The 25048-nt window shown below is 55.5% G+C and carries 26 protein-coding genes; 12 read left to right on the forward strand and 14 right to left on the reverse strand.

Features of this window, described 5'->3' with window-relative positions; translation table 11 throughout:
- Positions 1-138: 138 nt before the first annotated feature.
- Genes prpB through VF684_RS06895 form a run of 3 tightly spaced genes read left to right on the forward strand, consistent with a single transcriptional unit; the run spans position 139 to position 3620 of the window.
- A complete protein-coding gene (prpB, locus tag VF684_RS06885; RefSeq protein ID WP_139441394.1) occupies positions 139-1026 on the forward strand; it encodes a methylisocitrate lyase in 888 nt (295 codons plus the stop codon).
- 10 nt (positions 1027-1036) lie between these two features.
- Positions 1037-2164: a bifunctional 2-methylcitrate synthase/citrate synthase gene (prpC, locus tag VF684_RS06890; RefSeq protein WP_201914712.1), complete on the forward strand. Its 1128-nt coding sequence runs from the start codon at positions 1037-1039 to the stop codon at positions 2162-2164.
- 10 nt (positions 2165-2174) lie between these two features.
- A complete protein-coding gene (locus VF684_RS06895) occupies positions 2175-3620 on the forward strand; it encodes a bifunctional 2-methylcitrate dehydratase/aconitate hydratase (RefSeq protein WP_257725064.1) in 1446 nt (481 codons plus the stop codon).
- Positions 3621-3719: 99 nt separating this feature from the next.
- Here the strand turns inward: VF684_RS06895 and VF684_RS06900 are convergent, their stop codons facing one another.
- Positions 3720-4448 carry an FFLEELY motif protein gene (locus tag VF684_RS06900; protein WP_279475169.1) on the reverse strand — a complete coding sequence of 243 codons (729 nt, stop codon included), beginning with the start codon at positions 4446-4448 and terminating at the stop codon, positions 3720-3722.
- Positions 4449-4707: 259 nt separating this feature from the next.
- Between VF684_RS06900 and VF684_RS06905 the strand changes: the two genes are divergently transcribed.
- Together VF684_RS06905 and VF684_RS06910 are read left to right on the forward strand one after the other, a co-directional pair.
- Complete coding sequence (locus VF684_RS06905; protein WP_139441359.1) at positions 4708-5040, forward strand: polyhydroxyalkanoic acid system family protein; 333 nt, start codon at positions 4708-4710, stop codon at positions 5038-5040.
- A 255-nt stretch (positions 5041-5295) separates the two neighbouring features.
- Positions 5296-6726, forward strand: a complete 1431-nt coding sequence (locus VF684_RS06910) for a wax ester/triacylglycerol synthase family O-acyltransferase (protein ID WP_139441358.1) — start codon at positions 5296-5298, stop codon at positions 6724-6726.
- 92 nt (positions 6727-6818) lie between these two features.
- On the opposite strand, the gene VF684_RS06915 is transcribed toward VF684_RS06910, so the two are convergent.
- The 4 genes from VF684_RS06915 to VF684_RS06930 form a co-directional block, all read right to left on the reverse strand.
- Positions 6819-7607 carry a hypothetical protein gene (locus VF684_RS06915; protein WP_058058147.1) on the reverse strand — a complete coding sequence of 263 codons (789 nt, stop codon included), beginning with the start codon at positions 7605-7607 and terminating at the stop codon, positions 6819-6821.
- A gap of 25 nt (positions 7608-7632) precedes the next feature.
- Positions 7633-8274 (reverse strand): TetR/AcrR family transcriptional regulator, encoded by a 642-nt coding sequence (locus VF684_RS06920; RefSeq protein WP_005345492.1) that lies wholly within the window; start codon positions 8272-8274, stop codon positions 7633-7635.
- Position 8275: 1 nt separating this feature from the next.
- Positions 8276-9463: a patatin-like phospholipase family protein gene (locus VF684_RS06925; RefSeq protein ID WP_279475171.1), complete on the reverse strand. Its 1188-nt coding sequence runs from the start codon at positions 9461-9463 to the stop codon at positions 8276-8278.
- Positions 9464-9557: 94 nt separating this feature from the next.
- Positions 9558-10130: a phasin family protein gene (locus VF684_RS06930; RefSeq protein ID WP_005333118.1), complete on the reverse strand. Its 573-nt coding sequence runs from the start codon at positions 10128-10130 to the stop codon at positions 9558-9560.
- 248 nt (positions 10131-10378) lie between these two features.
- On the opposite strand from VF684_RS06930, the gene VF684_RS06935 reads away from it, so the two are divergent.
- Positions 10379-12352: an SDR family oxidoreductase gene (locus VF684_RS06935; protein ID WP_236341595.1), complete on the forward strand. Its 1974-nt coding sequence runs from the start codon at positions 10379-10381 to the stop codon at positions 12350-12352.
- Between the two features lie 90 nt (positions 12353-12442).
- On the opposite strand, the gene VF684_RS06940 is transcribed toward VF684_RS06935, so the two are convergent.
- A complete protein-coding gene (locus VF684_RS06940; RefSeq protein WP_279475176.1) occupies positions 12443-13318 on the reverse strand; it encodes an esterase/lipase family protein in 876 nt (291 codons plus the stop codon).
- Positions 13319-13488: 170 nt separating this feature from the next.
- Between VF684_RS06940 and VF684_RS06945 the strand changes: the two genes are divergently transcribed.
- The 6 genes from VF684_RS06945 (at position 13489) to VF684_RS06970 (ending at position 18227) form a co-directional block, all read left to right on the forward strand.
- Complete coding sequence (locus VF684_RS06945; protein ID WP_244776639.1) at positions 13489-13791, forward strand: YebG family protein; 303 nt, start codon at positions 13489-13491, stop codon at positions 13789-13791.
- 376 nt (positions 13792-14167) lie between these two features.
- On the forward strand, positions 14168-15445 hold the full coding sequence (locus VF684_RS06950) for a tyrosine-type recombinase/integrase (RefSeq protein WP_279477121.1): 1278 nt from the start codon (positions 14168-14170) through the stop codon (positions 15443-15445).
- Between the two features lie 373 nt (positions 15446-15818).
- Positions 15819-16157: a hypothetical protein gene (locus VF684_RS06955; protein ID WP_279475180.1), complete on the forward strand. Its 339-nt coding sequence runs from the start codon at positions 15819-15821 to the stop codon at positions 16155-16157.
- Positions 16158-16533: 376 nt separating this feature from the next.
- Complete coding sequence (locus tag VF684_RS06960; protein WP_146163483.1) at positions 16534-16983, forward strand: hypothetical protein; 450 nt, start codon at positions 16534-16536, stop codon at positions 16981-16983.
- 124 nt (positions 16984-17107) lie between these two features.
- Positions 17108-17401, forward strand: coding sequence for a hypothetical protein (locus VF684_RS06965; RefSeq protein WP_440174010.1), 294 nt, complete (start codon positions 17108-17110; stop codon positions 17399-17401).
- Between the two features lie 475 nt (positions 17402-17876).
- The gene (locus tag VF684_RS06970; RefSeq protein ID WP_019446393.1) at positions 17877-18227 is read left to right on the forward strand and encodes a DUF3653 domain-containing protein; all 351 of its coding nucleotides are present in this window, start codon (positions 17877-17879) and stop codon (positions 18225-18227) included.
- A gap of 22 nt (positions 18228-18249) precedes the next feature.
- Here the strand turns inward: VF684_RS06970 and VF684_RS06975 are convergent, their stop codons facing one another.
- The 8 genes from VF684_RS06975 to VF684_RS07010 all read right to left on the reverse strand — a co-directional run bounded on the left by VF684_RS06975 (position 18250) and on the right by VF684_RS07010 (position 24958).
- Entirely contained in the window at positions 18250-18582 is a 333-nt protein-coding gene (locus VF684_RS06975; RefSeq protein WP_139441351.1) for a hypothetical protein, read from the reverse strand.
- A 755-nt stretch (positions 18583-19337) separates the two neighbouring features.
- Positions 19338-20540 (reverse strand): zonular occludens toxin family protein, encoded by a 1203-nt coding sequence (locus tag VF684_RS06980; RefSeq protein ID WP_440174013.1) that lies wholly within the window; start codon positions 20538-20540, stop codon positions 19338-19340.
- Positions 20541-20855, reverse strand: coding sequence for a DUF2523 family protein (locus tag VF684_RS06985; protein ID WP_202004573.1), 315 nt, complete (start codon positions 20853-20855; stop codon positions 20541-20543).
- Between the two features lie 4 nt (positions 20856-20859).
- Complete coding sequence (locus VF684_RS06990; protein WP_440174015.1) at positions 20860-22266, reverse strand: hypothetical protein; 1407 nt, start codon at positions 22264-22266, stop codon at positions 20860-20862.
- Between the two features lie 40 nt (positions 22267-22306).
- Positions 22307-22531 (reverse strand): Flexible pilin, encoded by a 225-nt coding sequence (locus VF684_RS06995; RefSeq protein ID WP_128815527.1) that lies wholly within the window; start codon positions 22529-22531, stop codon positions 22307-22309.
- Between the two features lie 300 nt (positions 22532-22831).
- The gene (locus VF684_RS07000; RefSeq protein WP_023583768.1) at positions 22832-23152 is read right to left on the reverse strand and encodes a hypothetical protein; all 321 of its coding nucleotides are present in this window, start codon (positions 23150-23152) and stop codon (positions 22832-22834) included.
- A 29-nt stretch (positions 23153-23181) separates the two neighbouring features.
- Positions 23182-24720 carry a replication initiation factor domain-containing protein gene (locus VF684_RS07005; protein ID WP_429157658.1) on the reverse strand — a complete coding sequence of 513 codons (1539 nt, stop codon included), beginning with the start codon at positions 24718-24720 and terminating at the stop codon, positions 23182-23184.
- Positions 24707-24958 carry a hypothetical protein gene (locus tag VF684_RS07010; RefSeq protein ID WP_069526815.1) on the reverse strand — a complete coding sequence of 84 codons (252 nt, stop codon included), beginning with the start codon at positions 24956-24958 and terminating at the stop codon, positions 24707-24709. The genes VF684_RS07005 and VF684_RS07010 overlap by 14 nt, the downstream gene beginning before the upstream one ends.
- Positions 24959-25048: the final 90 nt, after the last annotated feature.

Raw genomic sequence — 25048 nt, forward strand, 5'->3', positions numbered from 1 at the left:
CCTGTTGAAGGAATTGGTGAAATTTACCCTAAAACCGGTTTCCTGTCTTGCCTGCGACCGGAATGTTACGAAAGTATAATTGACGTTAACGTAAACGTGATATTAGATAGCCAGACTAGACAGGTGAAAGGAGTCATGATGTCCAGTTTGTCCCCCTCGGCAGGCCTGCGCTTTCGCACCGCCCTTGCCAATGAACATCCCCTGCAGATCGTCGGCACCATCAATGCCTATATGGCGCTGATGGCCGAGCGCAGCGGTTTTCAAGCCATCTATCTCTCCGGCGCCGGAGTGGCTAATGCGTCCTACGGCTTGCCGGATCTCGGCATGACCTCCCTCAACGACGTGCTGATCGATGCCGAACGGATCACCGCAGCGACCCGAGTGCCGCTACTGGTCGATATCGACACCGGCTGGGGCGGGGCATTCAATATCGCCCGCACCATTCGCGCGTTCGAGCGAGCCGGGGTTGCCGCTGTCCATATGGAAGATCAGGTTGCCCAGAAGCGTTGCGGTCATCGCCCCAACAAGGCGGTGGTGTCTCTGGAGGAGATGTGTGATCGGATCAAGGCGGCAGTAGATGCCCGCGAGAATAGCGAGTTCGTCATCATGGCCCGCACCGATGCACTGGCGGTGGAGGGGATGGAGTCGGCTCTTGAACGCACCGCTGCCTATGTGGCAGCCGGTGCCGACATGATCTTCGCCGAGGCGGTGACCGAGCTTGCCCAGTACGACCAGTTCAAGCAGGCGGCCGAAGTGCCGATCCTCGCCAACATGACCGAGTTCGGCAAAACCGAGCTGTTTGACAAAGAGCAGCTCGCCGCGCACGGGGTCGACATGGTGCTCTACCCGTTAAGCGCCAACCGCGCAGCCAATCAGGCCGCCCTCAACGTCTATCACCATATTCGCCAGGATGGCCATCAACGGGCCGTCGTGGAGACCATGCAGACCCGGGAGTCGCTCTACGACTTCCTCGGATATCACCACTACGAGCAGACACTGGATCGTCTGTTTTCAGCCAAGGAATAGGAGGCAGCTTATGGGACAACAGAAACCGTTGGGCGGAGCAGGTCTGCGCGGTCAAAGTGCAGGGGAGACCAGTATCTGCACCGTGGGCAAGAGCGGCACCGGGCTTACCTATCGCGGTTACGACATCAAGGAGCTGGCCGACAGCGCCCAGTTCGAGGAAGTCGCCTATCTGCTGCTCAAGGGGGAGTTGCCCGGTGAGCAGCAGCTTGACGCGTACAAGCGCGAGCTGCGTCGCCTGCGCACCTTGCCCCAGCCGCTGTTGGAGGTACTGGAGCGCATTCCCGCCGATGCCCATCCCATGGATGTGCTGCGCACTGGCTGCTCCATGCTCGGCGATCTGGAGCCGGAAGATGGTTTCGAGCATGAGCATGAAGTGGCGGATCGGCTGCTGGCCGCCTTTCCGGGCATTCTGATCTACTGGTACAAGTTCAGCCATGAAGGTATTCGTATCGCCCTCGATACCGACGAGGAGTGTATCGGTGGCCACTTTCTGGCGCTGCTGCACCAGAAGGCACCGAGCGAGCTGGAGCGGCGGGTGATGCATGTCTCCCTCATCCTCTACGCCGAGCATGAGTTCAACGCCTCCACCTTTGCGGCGCGAGTCTGCGCCTCAACTCTTTCCGACATGTTCTCCTGCATCACCGCCGCCATCGGTACCCTGCGCGGCCCGCTCCATGGCGGGGCCAACGAGGCGGCCATGGCGATGATCGAACATTGGCAAGATGAGACGCAGGCAAGGCGCGAACTGCTGGCCAAGCTTGCGGCCAAGGAGAAGATCATGGGGTTTGGCCACGCCATCTACCGCACCTCTGATCCGCGCAACGTCATCATCAAGGAGTGGTCGGCCAAGCTCGCCGAGGCAGTGGGGGATGATCGGCTCTATCGCGTCTCCTGCGAGGCGGAGAAGGTGATGTGGGAGGAGAAAGAGCTCTTTCCCAACGCCGACTTCTTCCATGCCAGCGCCTATCACTACATGGGGATCCCGACCAAGCTGTTCACGCCTATCTTCGTCTGCTCGCGGGTCACCGGCTGGTGCGCCCACGTGATGGAGCAGCGCGAGCACAACCGGATCATCCGCCCGAGCGCCGATTATGTCGGCCCGGCCCCCCGTCACTTTGTCTCTCTACAACAACGATAAGGAAGTCACGATGTCCGCCAACGTCGACGTCAACCACAGACCAGACCCTGATCAGGTGCTGGTCGATATTGCCGATTATGTCTGCAACCACCCCGTAACCTGCGAGGCGGCCCTCGACACTGCCCGCTACTGCCTGATGGACACCCTTGGCTGTGGCCTGCTGGCCCTGCGCTTCCCCGAATGTACCAAACACCTTGGCCCCATAGTCCCCGGTACACTGGTACCCCATGGTGCCCGGGTGCCCGGTACCCAGCTCTGCCTCGATCCGGTCAAGGCGGCTTGGGATATCGGCGCCATCATCCGCTGGCTCGATTACAACGACACCTGGCTGGCCGCCGAGTGGGGTCACCCATCCGACAATCTGGGGGGCATTCTGGCCACCGCCGACTGGCTCTCCCGTACTCGCGTGGCCGATGGCAAGGCGCCGCTCACCATGGCAGATGTGCTGGTGGCCATGGTCAAAGCCCACGAAATTCAGGGGGTGCTGGCGCTGGAGAACTCCTTCAACCGGGTCGGTCTCGATCACGTGGTGTTGGTCAAGGTCGCCAGCACCGCCGTGGTGACTCATATGCTGGGTGGCACCCGTGATCAGGTGATCGATGCGGTCTCCCAGGCTTGGGTCGATGGCCAGAGCCTGCGTACCTACCGGCATGCCCCCAATGCGGGGTCGCGCAAGAGCTGGGCGGCGGGGGATGCCACCTCTCGCGCGGTGCGCCTCGCCCTTATCACCATGAGCGGCGAGATGGGCTATCCAGGCGTACTGAGCGCGCCCAAGTGGGGCTTCTACGACGTGCTGTTCAAGGGCAACCAGTTCGCCCTGAATCAGGGGTACGGCAGCTATGTGATGGAGAACGTGCTGTTCAAGATCTCCTATCCCGCCGAGTTCCACGCCCAGACTGCGGTAGAGTGCGCCATGAAGCTGCATGGGCAGGTGAAGGGACGGCTGGAGGAGATCGACCGTATCGAGCTCACCACCCATGAGTCGGCCATTCGCATCATCAGCAAGGTCGGCTCCCTCAATAACCCGGCCGATCGGGATCACTGCCTGCAGTACATGGTGGCGGTACCGCTCATCTTCGGTCGCCTGATCGCCGAGGATTACGAAGATGGCATCGCTGCCGATCCCCGCATCGACGCGCTGCGTAGCAAGATGGTGGTGCAGGAGGATAAACGCTACAGCCGCGAATATCTGGAGGCGGATAAGCGATCCATCGCCAACGCCATCCAGATCTTCTTCAAGGACGGCACTCACACCACCAAGGTGGAGGTGGAGTATCCAGTCGGCCATCGTCGCCGTCGGGAGGAGGGGATCCCGCTGCTGGTGGAGAAATTCCAGCACAATCTGGCCACCCGTTTCCCGGCCAAACGGGTCAACGATATTCTGGCCCTCTGTCAGGATGGGCCGCGCCTTGCCGCCACCCCGGTACACGCCTTTATGGATCTGCTGGTGATCTGACCGGTCTTGTATTGGCCAACATATCGGCAAACTGTGATAAACGAAAAGCGGGCTCATCGGCCCGCTTGGTTATTCTGGCGGCTTATCCCTCGATAAGCCTTACCCCAGCGCACTGCTGTCGCCGTTAAAGAGCGCCGTCATGATGGCCGTCTCACGACTGGCGATGGTCTCGAGAAACTCGTTGGCACGCCCCATCTGATGACACACCTGATAACCACGCTCGACAAAGGAGAAGAGCTCGCCAAGCCCCGCCAGATGGGCAGGACCTGACACCAGTTTGAGGGTTGCCCCCAGCAGCGGTTTTCTCGCCAGCCTGTCCAGCGTCATGCCAAGCTCGCTCACCAACGCAATCTGATGTTCCCGGCGCGCCTGTTCACCTACGGCACGATAGGCGATGGTGTAATGACCCGGTGTGATTGGATCAATGCCATCAATGCGCCGCAGCGCCACCACCATCAGGTAGTCCAGCTCTTCGGAGAGAGCGTCGAGCTCGATCGCTTGCGCCAGCACCTTGAGGCCGGACTCCGGCAACAGCCGTTCGGCGGCCGGCATCACCCGCATCACGTCTGCATCGCGGCGGGCGCAATCCCCGGGGCCATAGAGGTCGGTCAGGAAAAACTCGGCGGCAGGGCCGTAGCGGTCACTCTCCAGCAGATCACGGTGGGTTCGCCCCAACCGGTCAGCCTGCCACTGGCGTAACCGATCCCGATCCTGCTGATCTTCCGGGTGGGCACGCATCTGCTCGCGCAAGGCTGCAACCCGCTTGAGCTGGCGGTATAGCCGACCCAGGGTGCTATCGTCGTCGTGGGCATGTTCTTGATGCGTCATCTACAGCTCTCTGGCCTTGGGCCGATTGATGGGGATTGGGTGATACGAAGATACAAGTGAATGAAAAACAAGCAGCTTTTGCTGACCGTTCCGTGACAAGTGTAGCGCGCACGGGGGAGGGAATAAATGCCATGCCCCGCTGATGGCCTGCATCCCTCTCGACCCTGTTAAGTGAGTCCCATTTATGTGAACCATCCTTTCATTTGTTGTGAACATGTGTTTAATATCAATAACTAACTTATGACCCAGAGTAACGACCATGTTCTTCAACTCGCTCGCTGGCAGCAGCGCACTCTCTACCATCCAGATCAGCCGTCAGCATCCGCTGGGACTGGCCGCCGCCCGGATCGCGGCCGAAGCCATCGCTGCGGACATGAGCGAGAGCTATCAACTCGATTGCGAATGGGCGGATGAAGAGGAGACCGAGCTACACTTTCGCGGCTCAGGGGTACATGGCACTCTCACCCTGGACGAAGATACCCTGGAACTGGAAGTACATCTTGGCTTGATGCTGTTGCCGGTACGCAGCGTACTGGAGCAAGAGATCCTCGATTATGTCGACAATCGCTTACCTTGCCCCAAACGTGTTTGAATCTCTTCGTTGCACTAGTTTTAAATAAACCAGCGGTAAACGATGGCTGTTTAAAATAAGTTGGCAAGCCATATGGTTTGTCAGATTTATTATTCGGCAAGGTCTCGATTCTATTTTGTAAGTAATCTTTCATCTTTATTTCATATTTCGAGTCGGCACTCATTAAAGTTATTCTGATTGCATCAAGCCTTCATCCGGATATGAGGGAAGGAGCAATTTGCCGCCTCGGTAAATTCATTTTGTAGGGAAACAACCATGCCACTGAGTGAATTTATCTCCTGCGTCGATACCGCCTGGTTACGCATGGACAGACCCAACAACCTGATGCAGATCATCGGTGTCCTGATGTTTGAAGGAGAGCTTGATGAAACGCGTCTGCGGGCCGGATTGCGCCACACCATTTCGGTGCAACCCCGCTTTCATCAGCGGGCCATGCTGGAGGGGGGCTCCTACTACTGGCGCCATGATCCCGATTTCGATCTCGATCAACACCTCAAGCGAGTGATCCTGCCGGGTGAAGCGGGCAAGCTGGAGCTGGAGAAGCTGGTGGCCGATCTCGCCTCGACGCCGCTCAACCACCAGCGCCCCCTGTGGGATATGCACCTGACCGACACGTCGCTGGGTGGGCAAGCGCTGGTGGTGCGCATTCACCACGCCATGGGCGACGGCTTCTCGCTGGTGCGGGCCATGCTGACCATGATGGATAACACCCCGGAAGGGGCGCCGCGACCACTGTCACCGGAGCCACTGGATGACAGCGATGACGAGGATGAGGAGGATTGCCACCAGGGCAGCCGTCTGGTGCGGGCCGGCCTCAAGCTGACCGGTAGCCTCTGGTCCAAATATGTCGAAGTGGTCACCCATCCCACCAAGGCGGTGGATTACCTCAAGACCGGACGGGATGTGGCGAGCGAGCTGTGCAATATCGCCACCCTCGGTGATGACTCACCCTGCCGCCTGCGGGGCAAGACCACCAGCACCAAGCGGGTGGCCTGGTCGGAGCAAATTGATCTGCCGGATATCAAGGCAGTGGGCAAGGTACTGGGCTGCTCGGTCAACGATCTGCTGATCGCCGCCACCGCAGGTGCGTTTCGCCACTACCTGCAGGAGAAGGGGGATGATGCCAACAAGGTCAAGATCCGCGCCCTGGTGCCAGTCAATATGCGTGCGCCAGATGATGAGGGGGCACTTGGCAACCGCTTCGGGCTGGTGGCCCTGGACTTGCCACTGGATGTTGAACACCCGTTGCAGCGGCTCTATACCGTGCGTGACCGGATGCAGGCGCTGCGCACCTCGCTGCAACCCGTGGTGGTGCTCAACCTGTTACATGCCCTTGGCATGGCCCCCAATGCGGTGCAACAGCAGGCCGTCGAGCTGCTCACGGCCAAGGCCAGCGCGGTGATCACCAATGTGCCTGGCCCGCAGCAGACCCTCTATCTGGCTGGAGCAAAATTGCGTCAGCCGCTGTTCTGGGTGCCGCAATCGGGGGATATCGGCGTCGGCGTCTCCATCCTCTCTTACGATCACAAGGTGCAGCTGGGCCTTATCACCGACAAGAAGCTGGTACCTGATCCGGATCGGGTGGTCGAGCGGTTTGCGGTGGAGTTCGAGCAACTGCTGTTGCTGGTGCTGATGGAGCCGGAGCTGCTGTTTGACCCCAACGGCCTTGATGCACTGCTGGGTTGATCCGATACGTAAAAATCCCAATAAAAAGAGGCCAACCCGCGGGTTGGCCTCTTTGCTATCTGTTGCCTGACGCAGCTGCGTAAAGCAGGGGATTAATCCTCCAGCTCTTCGCGCGCCGCCTCCACATCGAGGCGCTCCATGGCATCCATCGGTTCGCACTCGGCCGCTTCGGCATAGAGGGCTTCGGCTGCTTTCAGGCGGCTCTTGCCGTGCAGCATCACCTGAGCGTTGGCGTACTCCATGCGGGCGATAGCCGAGTCGGGGATCAGCGCCAGCGCCTCCTTGAAGTGACGCTCGGACTCCTCCTTCTTGGCGCCATAGGTGAGGCCGCCGATCATGGCCCCCAACTTGTCGACGATCTCCGCATGCCAGGCGCCAAAGGCGATATGGGCCTCGGCGTGATCTGGTGCCAGATCCAGCGCCTTCTCAAGGCTTGCCTTGATCTTGTCGCCAATGCCTTGCGAGAGGGCCTTGGAGATGGAGATCACCTGACTGTAGCGACCGAGTGCCAGCGCGTGGAAATACCAGGCGTTGGCGTTCTTGGGCTGGCGTTTTTGCAGCTTCTCGGCATGGCTGGCCGCCCGCTCGAAGGCGGCGCGCTTGGCATACTTGTCCTCCAGCAGGTAGCTGGCGTGGATCACCAGTGCCTTGTTTGCCACATTGAGCCCCGCCTCACCGGCCGCTTCACCAAGGGCGACGGCTCGGGCAAAATCCCCGGCATGATAGGCCCGCCAGGCATCCTGTACCTGCTCATCCTCGGGCCAGGGTTCGGCATCCCCCTGATGGAGACGATCCCAGTTGTCCGCCAGCTTCTGGCCAGCATACTCATAGGCCGCATCCGCGTAGGGGAAGGGGACAAATTCGAGTTGTGAAGTGGTCATGCTTGTTCTCCCTGTAGCATGTGAATCAAACCTTGTCGGTGTAGTGGTGGGCGAGGGCGCCCAGATGAGCGCGGGCATCGGCCCGCAAATAGGGTGCAACCAGCTGCATCACCTGAAAGACGCCGAGGGCAATATCGGCGTCCGCCTTGGGGTGCAGTGCCCGCTGATAAGAGATCCAGAATGTGCCAACCAGCGCCACATTGGCCGCCAGCGTGCGCATCTGTTGCGCCGTGCCTTCCATCAGCCCGACCGTTTGCAGATGGTTGCAAATGGCGATGGCAGTCTGCTCCTTGCGGCGCAGCAGGGCGGAAAAGCGCTGTTCCACCTGATGATAACCACTCATCAGGGTCGCGATATCGTAGTAGAGGAAACGGTACTGCCAGATGGCTTCAAACATCAGGTGGAGAAAGAGCCAGATATCTTCGGGCTCATCGGACGGGGTGCTGACCGCCTCCAGCAGGCGATCCATCTGCTGTTCAAATTCGCAGAACAGGGCGTTGACGATCTCCTCCTTGTTGTGGAAGTGGTAGTAGAGATTGCCCTGGCTGATCTCCATCTCGGCCGCAATGGCCGAGGTGGTGACGCTGGGTTCCCCTTGTCGATTGAAGCAGGCGAGGGCAGTGGTCAGGATCCGCTCCCGAGTACGACGTTTGGGTTTGCGATCCATGCTACTCCTTTGGTGATGAACGGCGCACGCCGTGGCGATAGCGTTTGGCAAGCCAGTGCTGCAACTGCTCCAGCGACTTGTCGAGGGCGGCAACCGAGCCAATGCCGGGGGCCAACAGGGTGCGATCTTCATCGGCCAGTGCGGCCAGATTGAGCTCGAGGCCATGCTTGGCCAGCACCGGCGCCAGCTCGTCACGACGCTGCCAGAGATCGCGGCGGGTATGCTGGTAAGCGTGCTCGCAGAGGCGACGACGATCCCGGTAACTGAACACATTGGTGAAGAACATCTCGCCATCGGCAGAAGAGGGCTCAAACAGCAATGCGTCAGCGTCGGGATATTGGTGCTTGTAGCGATCCATCCCCACATGCATGCGGGAGTGGATGATGGCGCGAAAAGTCTGGGCCAGTACCACCGGCAGACCGCTGTCCACCAGATTGGTCGGCGCGCCGGCGGCCATGTCCGCATCATAGGGCACCAGCGGATTGATGCAGAACACCAGATCCGCCCCCTCTTCCAGCGCTACCGAAGCGTGCAGAGTCTTGATCAGCGCCCCGTCCACATAGTAACGCCCGTTAATCAATGAAGGGGGAAAGAGGCCGGGCAGGGCGGCTGACGCCTGTACCGCCGCAGAGATGGGCACGTCATCGAGCCCCGGGCTGCCGAAGGCGACCGGATGGCCGGTGTCGAGTTCGGTAGCGACCACAAACAGTCTGCTGCGCAGCTGGCGGAAATCGTTGTTGCGACCGGGACGAGAGAAAAACTGGGTCAGGGTGCGATCCACCCCGCGATTGTCGAACAGTCCGGTCGGAATGGCCTTGGAGAGCCCCTGCAGCGATTCAAACAGGCTGCGTTTCCAGGGCGCCGCCAGATAGTAGGTCAGACTCTGCCACGCCAGCGGCGGGATCGAGGTCAGACGGTCGGCATATTCACGAAAGGCGGGGCGCAGCAAGGTGGCCGGGTCAAACATCTCCCCCGAATCATCGCTGAGCAGGATCCGCACCAGCTTAGCCGGCGAGATGCCGTTGGCCAGCGCAGAGGCCACCACGGCCCCCGAACTGACGCCAACATAGATGTCGGCATGATCAAGGCGCAGGCCGTTGATGCTGTCAGAGAGGGCAGCGCAGGCACCGATCTCGTAGATGCCGCCGAGCGGCCCGCCGCCAGCAAGGGCAATTGCGATGGTACTCATAGCGTCGCCTCTCTATCCATGACATTCACCATGACAAGACCGGCCCAGCGCAGGGCATGGGCCGGTATCAATCACCTTCCGTCACCACGAGGGATCAGGGCAGGACGCTCTCTGCTTTGGCCTTCACCTCTTTCACCGCATCTTCCGCAGCGGAGAGGAGATCGGCGGCCTGCTCAACTACGGCCTCTTTAGCCTTGGCTACCGGTGCCTTCTTTACCGGAGGCTTGCGGGCAGCGGGCTTTTTGGCGGCAGCCGGTTTGGCTTCAGCGGCAGGGGCTTCCTCTTCCTGCGCATCCAGCAGTTGCTGGACCACGTCGGTCAGCTCGGCCATGCGCTTGGAGAGCTTGTCGATATCCTTGCGGGTCGGAATGCCGAGGCTGGCCACAGCGCGGGCCACGCGATCTTCAAACACCTGCTCCAGACGGCCCCAAGTATTGGCTGTCTTGTCGGTCACAGCGGCAATCTTCTCATCTGCGCTCTGACGGGTTTTGGCCTGCAATGCTTCCCCTTCCTGCACCAGAGCTTCAAAGATCTTGCCACCCTCTTCCTGCGCTTTGGCATAGGCACCCAGACCCGCCAACCAGATCTGCTGGGTGGACTCCTTGATGGTGGAGGTGAGTTGGTTGTCGGTCACTGACCCTGCCAGCGCTTTCAATTTCTTAGCCATGATCTTCTCCTTGAATAACGACAGTTAAATGTAATGGCGACAACGAAACTGCAATCGGGTTGTGGCATTACTGATTTTTCAACTTCAGTCTAGGGACAAAAAATAGAGGGTTCTACCTAATAACGGAACAGGCACACCACCGAAATTAGGGTTTGCTCACGAACCGACAATCAAATTGCGGATTCCCATATGAATCGTGATATATCTAACAACCTAGTAACACCCTAATCAGTAGCAGGATTCTCTTTATGAACTATTTCATTACTGGCGGTAGTGGTTTTATCGGGCGTCGATTGATCAAAAAGTTATTCCAACAGCATCCCGACTGTATCGTCTATTTTCTGATGCGCGCCTCTCATCAGGATAAATTGCCGGAGTTATTTGCATTCTGGAATGTGGATGAATCGCGTGCAGTCCCGGTTTTTGGCGACATGACGCAACCGCTGCTGGGGGTATCGGTCGAGATACAGGAGCCGTTGATCGGCAAGATAGACCACTTCTTCCATCTGGCGGCCATCTATGATCTCAACGCCAAGGCAGGGATCCAGCAGCAGGTCAACACCGAAGGGACCCGTCAGGCTGTTCAACTTGCCGAGCGGCTGGCGGCGGGGCAGTTCCACCACTGCAGCTCCATCGCTGCAGCGGGCCTGTTTGACGGTCTGTTTCGCGAGGACATGTTCGATGAGGCCGAACACCTCGACATGCCTTACTTCCAGACCAAGCACGAAGCGGAAGGGATTGTGCGCAATGAGTGCACAGTTCCGTGGCGAGTCTATCGACCGGGGATCGTTGTCGGTGACTCCAATACCGGCGAGATGGACAAGATCGACGGCCCTTACTACTTCTTCAAGACCATCCAGAAGCTGCGCCGTCTGCTGCCGCCCTGGATGCCCGCCATCGGGGTTGAGGGCGGGCGCATCAATATCGTGCCGGTCAACTTCGTGGTCGATGCCATGGTGCATATCGCCCATCAAGAGGGCGAGGAGAACAAGACCTTCCACCTGACCGACCCCAACCCGATGCGGGTTGGCGACATGCTGAGCACCTTCTCCCGCGCAGCCCATGCGCCGGAGCCCGCGATCCGCATCAACGCCTCTCTCTTTAACTTCATTCCTCGCCACCTGACCGCCATGCTGATGACCATGGCGCCGGTGCGCCGCATCCGCGATGCCGCCATCGCCGATCTGGGCCTGCCCAAGGATGTGTTCCGTCTTATCAGTTACCCCACCCGTTTCGACAGTCGCGAAACCCAACGGGTACTGAAAGGGACCGGTATCGAAGTGCCGCCGCTGCACAGCTATGCCTGGCGGCTGTGGGATTACTGGGAGCGTCACCTCGACCCGGAGCTCTTCATCGATCGCTCTCTGCGTGGTCGGGTAGAGGGCAAGGTGGTGCTGGTGACCGGGGCCACCTCCGGCATTGGCCGTGCAACCGCACGCAAGCTGGCGGGGGCGGGGGCCAACGTCGTTACCATCGCCCGCGACGAGCAGAAGATTGCCGAGACTAAAGCGGAGTTTGCCGAGCTGGGGCTGACCATCGAGATCTATCAGGGGGATCTCTCCAATCTGGCGCAAGCCGAGGAGCTCACCGCTCGCATCGTGGCCGATCACGGTGGCGTCGATATTCTGGTCAACAATGCCGGCCGCTCCATCCGCCGCTCCATCGAGGACTCCTTCGATCGCTTCCACGATCTGGAGCGCACCATGCAGCTCAACTATTTTGGCGCGCTCAAGGTGATCATGGGGGTGCTACCCAACATGATCGAGAAGAAAAAAGGGCACATCATCAACATCTCCTCCATCGGGGTGTTGACCAATGCGCCGCGCTTCTCCGCCTATGTTGCCTCCAAGTCGGCCCTCGATGCCTGGGTGCGTACCGCCGCCTCCGAGTTTGCCGATAAAGGGGTGAGCTTCTCCATCATCAATATGCCGCTGGTGAAAACGCCGATGGTCGCGCCGACCAAGGTCTATGAGCAGGTGCCGATGATGACGCCGGAAGAGGCGGCCGATCTGGTGTGCGATACCATCATCAACAAGCATGTGCGACTGGCCACTCGCCTCGGGGTATTCGGTCAGGTGGTGCATGCCCTGGCACCACGCGTCGCCCAGGTGATCATGAACACCAGCTTCCGCACCTTTGCCGATCCCAAGGATGGCGACAAATCCAAAGCCACCGCCGATCAGGTTGCCGTCTCGACCCTGATCAAGGGGATACACTTCTAACCGGATGATGGGATAAAGAGATCAACAGGGGCCTGAGCAATCAGGCCCCTGTTTTATTTGGAATAACAGTTGAAGGTCGAATAAGGAGAATCAGACTCGGGACAGCAGATCAAGCAGCAGATCAGTCGTGCGACGGGAGTAGAGCAAAGAGAGATGGCCAATGGCGGGCAACTCGATATCTTCCATTCCCACCAATCGTTGCCGCTCCTGCGGCATCACCACATTGTCGTGACTGGTGCGCACCGAAATGCCGGGCACGCAAAGCGGCACAGAGGCAAAACGCTGCAACCAGCCGGAACCGGGCTCCATCTCGCGGGCATTGGCCCCAAGCCCAAGGGCGGCAAGCTGACTGCCCTGATGGGGGGTGGCCAGGGTGATCAGGCGATCTACCTTGTCACCGCCATGGATAGCCAGATAGTCGCGGCAGACCAGCCCCCCCATGCTGTGACCGACCAGCACCAGCTTGTCAGCCCCGGTCTGCGCCAACACATCGTCAATCCGGGTGGCCAGCAGCGGCACCATCTCATCGATATGACCAAATGGTGGCATCAGGGTAATGGTGGCGACCACATGGCCTGCGGTCTCCAGCCGGGTGCGCTGGGTGCGCCAGATCCCGCGACTGCAACCGTAACCATGCACCAACAATACGGGGCGCTGGCATAGCCGCAGCCGATCGGGTGCCATCAACAAAGGCTCGAATGGCAACAGCAAGGTGAAGGTGTAAAGGTAGGCCAGCATCTCCTGCGCCATCATCTTCACCCTGCGCCAGGGGCCGATAGCCGGGGAGGGGTAGAAGCGGGTAAACAGCCAGCTGCCGAGCACCACCAGACAACGCAACCCAAGCAGGGCAAACACAACAAACAGCAGGGTCAGCAACCAGGGGAGTCCCACGACCAAGTGGGCGATACTCCCGAGGAGCAGCACCTCTACCATCAGCAGGATAAACAGGTGTCGTACGATCGTCATAAGGCCATGATCCGACCAGTCAGGCGTGGAAGTCAAATGGCACTTTGAGACAGCTTGATCCAGCGCGGCTTTTGTCGCTAAACCCCGGCGAACTCTTTTCCGGTGAGGTTATTTGCAATACTGTATATCCATACATATACTCTATCCATCATCACCAAGAGGAGGCCATCATGGCTGTCGAGATCAAATATGTGGTTGTTCGTGGGGGAGTGGAAAAAATGACCTTTGCCAGCAAAAAAGAGGCCGATGCCTATGACAAGCTGCTGGATACGGCCGATGAGTTGATGACCCTGTTGGCTGGCGCCCCGATCGAGCTGGCGCCAGAGCAGCAAGAGAGTCTGGCATTCTACCTGGCAGAGCAGCGTGATGTGCTGCAAACCCTGATGCGTGGCGGCAAGGTTCAGGCAGGCACGAAAGAGGAAGAGGCCCCAGCAGCCAAGCGCAAGGAGAAGCCACTAAAGCAGGTGGCCTGATTGCACAGACCTTATTCCTCGGGATAAATGGCTCAATTCATTCACTTTATTTGCATTTAAAACCATTTTTACGGCTATTTACCCCGAGATTTTTTTAACAACGGTGCATATCCAATGCATAACTGAATAGCGTGAACCACTGAGCGACATCAGCCAGAACTATGAGGAAATAATGAGCAAATAGTGAAGAGAACGTTATCCAGATCGCTCCCGGTGACCTTAATCAGCAACAAGAGGCAGTACCAATCCCAATAGAAGCCGCATTCATCTATCACGAGCCCTTTTCTATCAACTCGGCTCACAGGCTCATATCCGACTCATCTCAGCATCAACAAGCAACACCATGATTAAACAACCATTATCCTTGCCGCCGGCCATGCCGCTGTTTGACAGCCTTATCTATCTGGAAGCTGGCAATCCGCAGGTCAATCAGTACCTTGCCAACCTCAGCCTCAACGATGTACCCGATGCAGGGCTGGTTTACGAACTGGCGGTCGATTGGCTGCTGGAGCAGCGCAACAGCGAAAACAACTACAAAACCTATCGCAGCGAACTGACCACTTTTTTGCACTGGTGCTTTCGCGAGGCGGCCATCAGCCCGAAAGACCTCACTCGCCGCATCATGATCCGCTATCTCGACTACTGTCAGTCCCCCCCTGACGTGTTGATCGCCTATCGCAACGTGGCGCAATTCGTCCTCGACAAGGAGTGGGGAGAGCGGTTGCCCAATCCGCAATGGCGACCGTTTTTGGGCAAACGGGAGCTGGGCCGCACCTTGCCCTATCGCCTGAGCGAGCAGGCGATGAAGACCAAGCTCGCCATCCTGTCGGCTTTCTTCCAGTTCCTGATCCAGGAGGAGTACATGGACAGGAATCCCGCTCTGCTGCTGCAGCGGGTCAAACGGCCGCAACAACAGGAGGCCGATGATCAGGTGCAGGCCTTCAGCGAGTTGCAGTGGTCATATGTGATGCAGGCCGCCGATACCCTTGCCAACGACCATCCGGAGCAGCACGAGCGCAGCCGTTTTCTCACCATTCTGATGTACGCCTGCTATCTGCGGATCTCTGAAGTTGCAGCCCGGCCGGGCTTTACCCCTGTGATGGGGCAGTTCAGGCGGGATCGCAAAACCGGCGTCTGGGGCTACTTTATTCCGCAAAGCAAAGGGGGCAAACGGCGTACCGTAGCGGTATCCCAAGCACTGTTGGCGGCACTTGAACGCTACCGCCGTTTCCTCGGTCTCTCTCCCTTGCCGACACCGGATGAACAGACGCCACTGTTCGTTCGCCATAAAGCGGCAGCACATGGTCGCGATCAGGGAGAACTCAACGCCAACCTTGGCATTCGCCAGCTACGGGATTTGATCATGGTGATCATCGGTAAAGGCGCAGAATTGGCAGAGCAGGATGGATTTGCCCAGGATGCAGCCGAAATGCGGGAACTCTCTCCCCATGCGATCCGCCATACCGGGATCACCCATGACATCAATCTGCACGGGCGGCCGCTCTCCCACGTACAGGCCGATGCCGGACATGACAGCATCGACACCACTTCGAAATACCTGCACACCAGCAACAGTGAACGACATGAGAGCGCCCAGCAAAAGCCGCTGGACCGACTGAACCAACAAGTGAGAGATAACGTTCACAAAAGCTAACGAACAACGTGACATCCCCCTGATTTGTATTGACTGCTCTTAGAGCACAGAATGGCTTGTTTGGGGTGTCATAGAAGTTGGCGCGGCAATATTGTACTTCTCTGGATGGCAATCGGTTCAGGAAATATTTTTGGCTCACATGGATGATTCAGAACAGGCACCTTGCCATCTGCGGCATACATATTTACCCCGTAGCAGAGAAGAAAAAAACGAAATTGCTTGCTGAAACAACGAGAACCCCCGATGCCGAAAGCTAAGTAACATACCGGAAGCAATCATATTCGGATTGAACAGCGCCTTATTATCACACTTGCATATCCAGTCATCATTGATGATATTGATATCAATATTAACGAGATACCGAGGAGCGGTTATGCAAGTGGCAGTGGTGGAAAAGACCTTCAGGATCGTTGGCAAAGGGTCGCTCACGGCCCAGTTCACCTTTATCTCTTCAGGCACACTGCATATCTGGTTTCCGGATGTGGGCCTGCAGATGGAGGCCCACTGCAAAGAGTTGCGTATCGAAGATTGCACCATTATCTATACCAATGGTCTCCATCATGGCCAGCCCAGAGCACTCTGGTCCTTAACCCTCCATCCCGATGATATGAACGAGCTCAAACGCATATTGCAGCAGTTCAACAGCAACCTCTACTTGACCTGCCAGCCACCCACATTTGCCATCGCCAAACGTGCCTTGAATATGAATTGACCCGCCTTCCAAAAAAGTCGTAATCATGCCAGCCACAACAATAAGCCGTGAGAATTAAGGGGAGGGGAATCTATCGCGATAGTCGGCATTTTTATGGCTGCTTTACAAGAAGGAGTATCAATATTTCCAGAGAGAGACCTCTCAAGTAGGGGACAGATATTTCTAAGAATATTCATTGTAATAACGAGAGTTATAACTGTGAAAATCAAACATAACGTTCAATTAGTGAGGGGGATTCCGCACAACGTATTGATTTAATAGTGGACTCATGTCTCAAAATGGGACATTTGGTTAATCCATTCCAGCTGTGTTGTCTTGAATGTTTATCCATGTGGTAGCACCATATGGCTCGCACTTATTGATAGAGAAGTTGTCCGTGGCCAACAAAGAAAAACGAGCGCAGCGCTCCAAACAGAAAGCAAAAGCGGCGAGGAAAGCGAAGAGTGAGGTTCGATATGAACAACATTTCAATCTTACTCAGTCCAAAATCGCTTTTTTTGAATCGCTTCCTCCGTATGACCTAGAACACAGCTATTTGGAGTCGTTGGGGGAGGAGGTTCTTGCCAAGCTTGATGTCAGCAGCCTGTCAGCTATCGAACTGATGGAGAGGGTGGGCGTAAACGCAGCAATCTTTAGCATCTGGAGTGAAGGGAAGGGGGTATTGACTACGATTCCTGTAGATGATGCGTATCGTAGAATGAAGCGCTTGTCAGAAGATCAAGCATACATAGCAAAGCTGTTCCAGGTACTTCCTGACACCACCAAGCATGAGTTTCTTAGCCTTTCTCGAGCCTTGGGCCCATTACCCTTAGGTGCTGAAAGCTAGTTTGTTATCTCTTACGATGATGCCGATAACCCTGTTTATCGGCATAAAGTAACGGTTACTTTATGTTGCTCATTTCTTGGCCTGAGCTATAATTAAGTAACAGTTACTAAATGGAGTGATGAACATGGCCAAGCAAAGGGAAGTGCAACTTGAACTCGGCGTAACTCGTTCCCCAGGTCGCCCATGCCTGGGGGATGCACCTTTGACCCCTGCAGAGAAACAGCGCCGGTATCGTGAGCGCCAGCACCAGAAGAACATCACCCTTACGTTAAATCGGGATGACGTAACCACCCTTAGCTCGCTGTTGTCTGTGGCCAAGTTCTACGGCATTCGCTGCGGTGTGGACATGGATTCTCATTCAGTTCAGCGCTTGATTGAGGCTCTTGATGCTGCCTGCGGTGGTAAGGCTTTAAAGTAACGGTTACTTTATCCTCAGCTGTTTCCTTGCGTGTGGTTCGCTGTGCGAACCACTGATACACCCCCTAAGTTTCGTCGACCCCAAGCCCCGCAGGGGCTGTAAGCGCAATCCTCGCATCCACCCCGAGGCTTTGCGGCCTCCTGCGCGACTCACGACGCGATAGCGTCGGCTCTGCTGTATCCCGTTCATGGCATCACCCCTTTCCCTGCCAAACTGTCTTTGAGGCCACGATAGAGCGACCGGTCGGAAAGGTTGAGGAAGGAGCGAAGCGAGGACGAGACCTTGTAGGCCATGGGGCGCGTGTGGTGACAAATATATCTACGTGTCGGAGACAAGCGACACTATAGGTCTTCGGTCTTTTGTCTCTTGTGGCTTATGCGACTGCGCATAATGCGACGTTTTGTTAAATGCCCATCCGAAACCCGCCGATAAGCCAATCCACGCAATTTTGCTGGTTTATCAGGTATTTACTTGGATGGAACGAGAGTTGACCAAAAACTTCATTTTTCGATGGTTTGAGTGCGGTTTATCAATTGAAGAAACGGCCAATCTTTGTTTTGTTTCTGTGAGGCAGGTCACATATTGGGATAAAGGCAAAGAGATCCCACCTGTCTATAAACGGCTAATGCGTATGGCTTCAGGGAGAGAACTGCCCACAATTTGGAAAGACTGGGAAGGTTGGCGAATGATGAATGATTGCCTTGTATCACCAACAGGTGTGAGATTCGACAGACGCAGGATAGAGGCGATTGCCATCATCCAGGTGGAGCGATCCGAACGGCAAATGGCTGCTTTCTATTGGAGAAAGAAACTTGGCGTAATGTGAGCTTGGGGGCTACGGCCCCCATTTATTTATCATTCGCCGAAGCGCAATAAGCAATGTACTTCGTTGCTGCGTGACAGAGACGACATTGAATGAACCAAGACCCACCCGATGCTCCATAAGCCTCCAAAAGATCTTCACCCTCTAACACCTTCGAACACTGATGCGCACCATCCACATCGTCATAACCAGAACACTTAACGGATAGAAAGGGTTTAAGAATCAATTTCTGCTCTACAGATAGACTATCAAAGCCAAACCGAATTGAACGATGAGCCAAGGCAACAACCATCGGGCTAGCATTCTTGAGAAGGTCAAAACTAAACAAATGACATAGTATTTTTAAGGTTGTATCCATAAGAATCCCTCTTGTTATCAATGGCTTTACCACAACCAGAAACTATACTGTCAACTGTGTCAATTATAATCAACAACTATCATTAAGATGGGTTGATAGAAAAAACATATGTCGGCGCGTAGCGCCGCAAAAGCTGGAGGCTGCGCCCCCCGCGCTTTAGTAAGAACGCCCCTGCACTAAACACTCGCCCGAGTAAGCCTTAGCCGAGTGGTTGCCCGTATGGCCCCACCATCGAGTGGTCAAGGGCAGAACGGGAAGGGGCGGGGGTAGACGGTAGGGGTAGAGGGAAGGGGTAGTATTCCCCCCGTATTACTACACGGGGGGAGCCGAACCGGAAAACCCGTGGCCCAAAGAAAAAGACGGCGAAAGACCTTGAGAGCGGCTTGTCTGCGACAGGAGGACGATGCAGGCACCACCCGCGCCCTATAGCCTACAGGGTTTCGTCCTCGCTGCGCTCCTTCCTCAACCCTTTCGACTGGTCGCTCTGACTGGGGCATTAAAGATCGGTTTGGCAGGGAAGGGGGTGATCCAGTCTCTGGGGTAGATGGGCGTGTTCCGCCGCGAGGCTTTTGGAGGTCAAATGGACAGCAGAGGGCGGCTTGTAGGGGCTACCGCCCCTGTTCTTTGTGGCATAAACAGCCATATTTAACATAAATATCTGCGTTACGCAGTTAGCATAAAACTGCCGCGCTATCGCTTGCCCGCCAGCTCGTTCAGTACAGCGAAAAGATGCCGTACTTCAAAGCCGGCTCTAATTATGTCCGGTCATCACTTGGTTTGTTTTTGGTATCACCGCCAGCAAAGAGGGCTGCATTGTATTTACGGCGCAGGGCGTCACCTTCTGGATCACAATAAACGTCAACAGGCTTGCCCTGGTACTTCACTACGGCATGGCAACCGCTCACCGCATCGACACTGGCAAGCTCATCCGGCCAATCGTCACTGTAAACGGGCTGCACATCGTCACCCTTGCGCAGGGCAAAGCAATACTCGACCCGATATGATCCCCGTTCATCCTTGACCAACACATGGCAACTGATGATCAGCTTGTGTCCCGCGAACGGCCCTACAGAAAGAACCCCGCCAGGAGCCGCAACAGGAGCGCCGCCAGGACGTACCCCAGTACCGGACGTATCACCCACCTCCCCAGGAGCCGGAACAGCGGCAGGAGAGGGCGCAGGGGCCTTGTTAGGCTTGTCGATATACTCAGGCTTAATGAAGCCAAAGAAGATACATACCCCCATAACTGCCAGAAAAAAAAGTATTTTAGGATCTCGGAGTATCGAGCTACCCGCGATTGTATCCGAGACCTTACCTGTTGTAGTTGAGTCATAGAGCTTGAAAACATACTTCGGCACCTTGTTGAATGGCTTTGCTTGCAATACATCGGACATGGACGACCCGCTGTTATCGGCCAGATGTAAAACCGTCTTATAACGCCCCCCAATGCCCAGGAGGCCCATATTGGTATGGCGGATTGCAGTTTCAGCAGCGGCACGAATAACGGCGTGAACCTTTTTGATGTTCGGGGTTGTGAATACGAAGTCCCAGTTGTGGTGACGGTGCATATCAAAAGCCACGTCTATTGTTTCCGGTCGGCCATCTTCTTTAGCCACATCCGGCCCACCTGGATAATCCAGGCGGTCTAAATCACTCTGGCGCCAGGAAGGCGGAAAGATCCGTTGTACCTCATCGACCAGGAAGAAAGCCCCTTTAGGAGCCCAATGATAGAAGCGAGCGAAATGATCCCGCCCGTCCTGGGATTCGGTTTCGATATACGTTACCTGGAAGCTCTCAGGAACAGCCTTGCCCAGTACCTCCCGGCAACGCTCGGCGGTGAACCCGCGAACGTTGGTGATGATGTGGCGGCCTGCCTTGATGGCGGGCAGCACATCGGTATGAATGGCCCCTGACGACTTGTAAGAGCCTGGGGCGCCGTGGTGAATCTTGATGGACATTTACCACCCCATCATGTTGAGCATGAATCGGGTGACAAATGCCTGGGAAAGTATCGCCAGACCTTTATCAAAATGCAGGTACAGCAATATCCCCCGAACACTGGGCGGCAATGAATTGAAGGACGAGGACAGTAATTCACTGAAATGGATGTTCAATAGCACTTCCCTGGCAACGTCCCAGGTAAACGTCAGCAGGAACAATTTAAACTCGACCCATTGCACAGCCATTCGCACGGCAAGCCATGCGGCAAACTGCACCGCCAGTTGGTATATATCGTTAAAGAACGAATTAAAAAACTCACCAAGCCATTCCATGCCATCACCTCTTAAAGATAATCATCAGAGCCACAAAGTAGAAAATAAACAGCATCAACGCCGCCAGGGTTTTCCAGTAATCACCAGATGGCGGACAGACGGTGTATTCCTTTCCCTGGTGCGTGAATAGATCCAAACACTCCATCGGGTCAGCAGAGCCAGTAAGGTTAAAGGAAAACACCTGTTTCACATCCTCAGTGATTGAGGTGTATTTATCAGCTAGGGATTTGTTGGTTTCGGCTAGCTTCTTTTCCATCCCTGGAACATCAAAGAAACAGTCATCCCCTGAACAGGCAGATTTATAATCAGCATCACCGACAGAAAGAGGGTTAGAAGATGATCCAGGCATCTTGGAATAATCAATGCTTGAACCTTCACCGCCAGAACCAGAAGAACCAGAAGAACCACCCCCCAGACCATCGAGCTTATCCATCAACATGGAAAACTCACGACCGCCCCAGGGGCGGTTTTGTGACAACCCATTAAGGGCGCTGGAGATATTACCGCCGACACCATTAACACTACGGATAACCTCACCTTGCATACTCATAATGCCGCTTAACTGGCCGGACAACGGCGACAGATCATTATGGATACTGGATGTATTTGCATTTATACCATATGAGTTTTGCACCAACGCCTGAGCCATCCGTGCATCAAATGGTGAAGATCCCCCCGTAGAACCACCACCGGAAGAACCAGGAGAAAGATTATCGAGCTTTGCGTTTATTGACTGTAAATACTCGTTAGAGGCATTAATACGGCCAAGCATTTCAGTGGTAGTATTTTTAGTCTGAAAGGTATCATTGGCCATCCTGTCCAACTGATAAAGCGCGGTTTTCATATCCCGAGAAAATGACTCGGCACTATGAGCAATAGAATTAAGATTTCCGGAATCCTGTTTAGTGCCTTCAACAACCTGACGCAAAGCAACACCAAGGTTTTTATTTAGCTTGGCAACAGCACCCGAAACAGATGTTCCGGTGGCATCACCAATAACAGGTTCAAAATTAAGCCAGCCATCAATCGGTTTAGTTCCGGAAGTGCCTTCACCTGGCGTATTGCCACTGCCATCTGAATCGCCGTTCCCGCTGCCATTATCTGACAACTTACACGCCGTGCCAGTGGTCTCCACTGGTCCCTTGGTATTATTCAAAGGCAACTCAACACAAACACCCTTGCAATCAACCTGGCAGCCCCCGAGATCCGAACCTTCAAATTTAAGACAGACAGGCAAGGGCGTTGCAATCGTCACGCTACCCAATTGCACGCCGACAGGGCAGCCCGCAATAGCAAATGCCAGTGATGGGAAAAATAGTAAAAGCCAACCTATGCGCACACAGCCCCCAATATAAAAAAAGGCGACCGAAGCCGCCTTAGATTGAAAAGGATGTTCGCCATCCCTCGACAAAGAACAAAAACCAGAGCGTCCCGATAAGCAGGGACATGATTTAAGCCTTGCGAATAAGGCTGACCAGGATCCCGACACCAACCACCGCAGCAACAACCAGCATCACCTTGGGAGAAGTGGCGTTAACGTCTGAAAGCGCAGTATCGAGCGCCGCACCCGCAGCGGCAGCAGTACCACCGCCTTCAGCATGGGCAACACCCATTGCAGAGAGAGAAGCCACAGCAGCGATACAACCGTTACGGAACAAGCCTGATACGTTTTTCATTTTTATTTATCCTCTTTTTGCACCAACAATAACACGGGCAACAGCGCCCAATTTTAAACCGACAACCCAGATGGCTAATCCAAAACCAAAGGCTACGGTTACGGTGGATTTATCGAACTCAAACCAGCTCGATATATCCGTTAACTTGTTATGCTCCTGAACAGTCAGGAGCACATATTCGCAGGAATCCCCCTCGGATAATCGAGCATATCCCTCGGAGGTAATATCTAGACAAAGCATTATCGCGCCCTCGTCGTCGCTCGCTGCGCGCTCTCGCTCCTCCTCCTCGGTGCGCGGCGGTTATACCGGCTTTTTGTTAGGCTGGAAGCCAACAACCACATTTCGGGTCGGATTCTGGGGATCGGCTTCCAGGACAAGATCAATAGCGACCAGCTTGGGACAGTCGGCCATTTCTTTAATAGTCGCAGCGTCATTACGAAGGGCTAATTGGCGAACCTCATAACCCCAGGAGTGGATATTGCACTCAGGCTTATTGACGTTGTTTGCCGGAGCCAGGTATTCCACCTGGGCAAAATCATAAGGCACAGGAGCGCCGGATTTACGGGACACACCATAACCATGAGTAACACGAGTTACCAGAACACCAGTGAGCAGGGACATAATATTAACCTCGTTGAAGAACCTATTTTTTAGGTCGAAACTAAACAATGCTCACCCGATATAAACTCGGGTGGTAGCGGCATTCTTAACCGCGCTGGAATATCATCTTCTTTAAGATGCGCTGTTAATTGGTGAACAATCGTTTCAGGGGCGAGCCCCTCAACACTTGCTAACCAATTAACAAGGCGGCCCGCCATCCGAGACATATGGAAAACCGCATTGTCCCGACTGGTCTTGAACTTGTTTTTAAAGGTGGTCACACGTACCGGAACAGATTCCGACTGTTTAATAGCATCAAGCCATTTTGCAAATTGCGGATACATCCCCGCGAAATAGGGATCTGGGTTTACCAGGACATCCAACGGAATAACACGATCCTTATTGTGTAACTCGCCTTCGGCGCGTACCCAATTTGGGTTCTCTGCCGATTGCATCTGCTTACCCTTTTCGTATACCCGAGCACATTTACCGTTGATCCGGCTGCCCACATAAAAAGAACAGCCCTTGGTCGGTGCCATGCCAAACCGCTTTACGATGCCCTTGGCAATCTCGGATATGACGAACTCACCGGATTCTATTTTCATCCACGCCGGAGCGCGGCCCCGCTCTGGGTGAAACTCACCAGCCTGGGCACCATCAATCGCGCCCTGGTAACTGATCACCTCACCGCTGTAGTCATCCAGGGCAAGATCCACCCGCGTGATGCGGACAGATGGGATGTGAGAGATAACAGAGTGCAAAGCCTGCATATCGAGGGCGGCACAACCCACGCCGGAGAAACTGACCATGCAACCGTGGTTGGCAGCACCCCAACCAATCAGGCCACAAGGGAGGCCATCACACAGCAGGTCGGCCGAGTTGGCGTAACCATGCAGACCGGAGCGGCGAGGGCGCATAGTGAAACGAGGCTCAGGGATAGGCACCCCGATCTTGGTGTTCAGTTCTTCCAGCCACAGCTCGATCTCGGAACAGCACAGGGCATCGAGAAATTGCACCCCGTAGCAGTCGATCAAATCGTTATAGGCTTCCCAATACTTGGCACCCTCGACAACCTCGAACTGGGAGAACTTGAGCAGGGATGCGCAGACAGCTTTTAGCTCTTTGCGCATATCGGCCCTAGATCTGTAGTTAGAGTGTAAAGCCCGCTCCATCATTTCGGTCATGGAAGGGGTAAAGACGGGGGCAGGGGACTTGACCACACCCTTGAGGCTCAACCGCTCGGTGGCCTTGTCGTAGACACGCGCCACGGTAGGGGCAGGGGTTGCGCCCAGGCGTTCGGCTTTGTTGCATAGCCGTTCTGACACCTTGTCGAAGTGGGTGAGGGGAGCGAAGCCGACCGGACGCTTCCACAGGTAACGCAGACCCTCGACAGGAGGCTCAGAGAACGCGGCTTGCAGGGCCTTTACCTGGGTGTCAAAGCGCGGAATAGCCTTCAAGAGCGCACCTTGTTTGGCAAGCTCGGTCATCTGGCGCAGTTCGGTCGGCGCCCAGGTAAAGGACAGATAATCGATCAGGGTTTTGGTGCCGATAACGCTATTTATCGGCATCACGGATTTATGACCAGTCATCGAAAAAGACTCCCTGATCATAGAAACCTTGCCATGTGTCCTCGGTCACTTCGACCAGCTCGAACACGGTATCGGGGTACGTCATAGACAGATAGACCCGCAGCTCATGCAGATCCCGAAACATCTCGACCTGACCCGCGATGCAGGCGGAGAGATCGCCAGTCGGTTCAGCCTGCCAATAGACCTTGCGCTCAATGAGAGCAGGCAGATCAAGGTTTTGTGGGCTAAAGTGGGTCATAGGTAGATAAGATTTATTATGAACTGACTGGATTGAATCAGATCTAAATCTAACTAACAACGGGTGACTTTTAGCCCAAATAAGTGTGTG

This window comes from Aeromonas sp. Lyrl_2 (assembly GCF_051948815.1).
Classification (GTDB): Bacteria; Pseudomonadota; Gammaproteobacteria; order Enterobacterales; family Aeromonadaceae; genus Aeromonas; species Aeromonas veronii.

Excerpts from the sequence above, each read along its gene's own strand:
- prpB (WP_139441394.1), top strand. The coding sequence starts at position 139 with ATGTCCAGTTTGTCCCCCTCGGCAGGCCTGCGCTTTCGCACCGCCCTT.
- prpC (WP_201914712.1), top strand. The coding sequence starts at position 1,037 with ATGGGACAACAGAAACCGTTGGGCGGAGCAGGTCTGCGCGGTCAAAGT.
- VF684_RS06895 (WP_257725064.1), top strand. The coding sequence starts at position 2,175 with ATGTCCGCCAACGTCGACGTCAACCACAGACCAGACCCTGATCAGGTG.
- VF684_RS06900 (WP_279475169.1), bottom strand. The coding sequence starts at position 4,448 with ATGACGCATCAAGAACATGCCCACGACGACGATAGCACCCTGGGTCGG.
- VF684_RS06905 (WP_139441359.1), top strand. The coding sequence starts at position 4,708 with ATGTTCTTCAACTCGCTCGCTGGCAGCAGCGCACTCTCTACCATCCAG.
- VF684_RS06910 (WP_139441358.1), top strand. The coding sequence starts at position 5,296 with ATGCCACTGAGTGAATTTATCTCCTGCGTCGATACCGCCTGGTTACGC.
- VF684_RS06915 (WP_058058147.1), bottom strand. The coding sequence starts at position 7,607 with ATGACCACTTCACAACTCGAATTTGTCCCCTTCCCCTACGCGGATGCG.
- VF684_RS06920 (WP_005345492.1), bottom strand. The coding sequence starts at position 8,274 with ATGGATCGCAAACCCAAACGTCGTACTCGGGAGCGGATCCTGACCACT.
- VF684_RS06925 (WP_279475171.1), bottom strand. The coding sequence starts at position 9,463 with ATGAGTACCATCGCAATTGCCCTTGCTGGCGGCGGGCCGCTCGGCGGC.
- VF684_RS06930 (WP_005333118.1), bottom strand. The coding sequence starts at position 10,130 with ATGGCTAAGAAATTGAAAGCGCTGGCAGGGTCAGTGACCGACAACCAA.
- VF684_RS06935 (WP_236341595.1), top strand. The coding sequence starts at position 10,379 with ATGAACTATTTCATTACTGGCGGTAGTGGTTTTATCGGGCGTCGATTG.
- VF684_RS06940 (WP_279475176.1), bottom strand. The coding sequence starts at position 13,318 with ATGACGATCGTACGACACCTGTTTATCCTGCTGATGGTAGAGGTGCTG.
- VF684_RS06945 (WP_244776639.1), top strand. The coding sequence starts at position 13,489 with ATGGCTGTCGAGATCAAATATGTGGTTGTTCGTGGGGGAGTGGAAAAA.
- VF684_RS06950 (WP_279477121.1), top strand. The coding sequence starts at position 14,168 with ATGCCGCTGTTTGACAGCCTTATCTATCTGGAAGCTGGCAATCCGCAG.
- VF684_RS06955 (WP_279475180.1), top strand. The coding sequence starts at position 15,819 with ATGCAAGTGGCAGTGGTGGAAAAGACCTTCAGGATCGTTGGCAAAGGG.
- VF684_RS06965 (WP_440174010.1), top strand. The coding sequence starts at position 17,108 with ATGGCCAAGCAAAGGGAAGTGCAACTTGAACTCGGCGTAACTCGTTCC.
- VF684_RS06970 (WP_019446393.1), top strand. The coding sequence starts at position 17,877 with ATGGAACGAGAGTTGACCAAAAACTTCATTTTTCGATGGTTTGAGTGC.
- VF684_RS06975 (WP_139441351.1), bottom strand. The coding sequence starts at position 18,582 with ATGGATACAACCTTAAAAATACTATGTCATTTGTTTAGTTTTGACCTT.
- VF684_RS06980 (WP_440174013.1), bottom strand. The coding sequence starts at position 20,540 with ATGTCCATCAAGATTCACCACGGCGCCCCAGGCTCTTACAAGTCGTCA.
- VF684_RS06985 (WP_202004573.1), bottom strand. The coding sequence starts at position 20,855 with ATGGAATGGCTTGGTGAGTTTTTTAATTCGTTCTTTAACGATATATAC.
- VF684_RS06995 (WP_128815527.1), bottom strand. The coding sequence starts at position 22,531 with ATGAAAAACGTATCAGGCTTGTTCCGTAACGGTTGTATCGCTGCTGTG.
- VF684_RS07000 (WP_023583768.1), bottom strand. The coding sequence starts at position 23,152 with ATGTCCCTGCTCACTGGTGTTCTGGTAACTCGTGTTACTCATGGTTAT.
- VF684_RS07005 (WP_429157658.1), bottom strand. The coding sequence starts at position 24,720 with ATGACTGGTCATAAATCCGTGATGCCGATAAATAGCGTTATCGGCACC.
- VF684_RS07010 (WP_069526815.1), bottom strand. The coding sequence starts at position 24,958 with ATGACCCACTTTAGCCCACAAAACCTTGATCTGCCTGCTCTCATTGAG.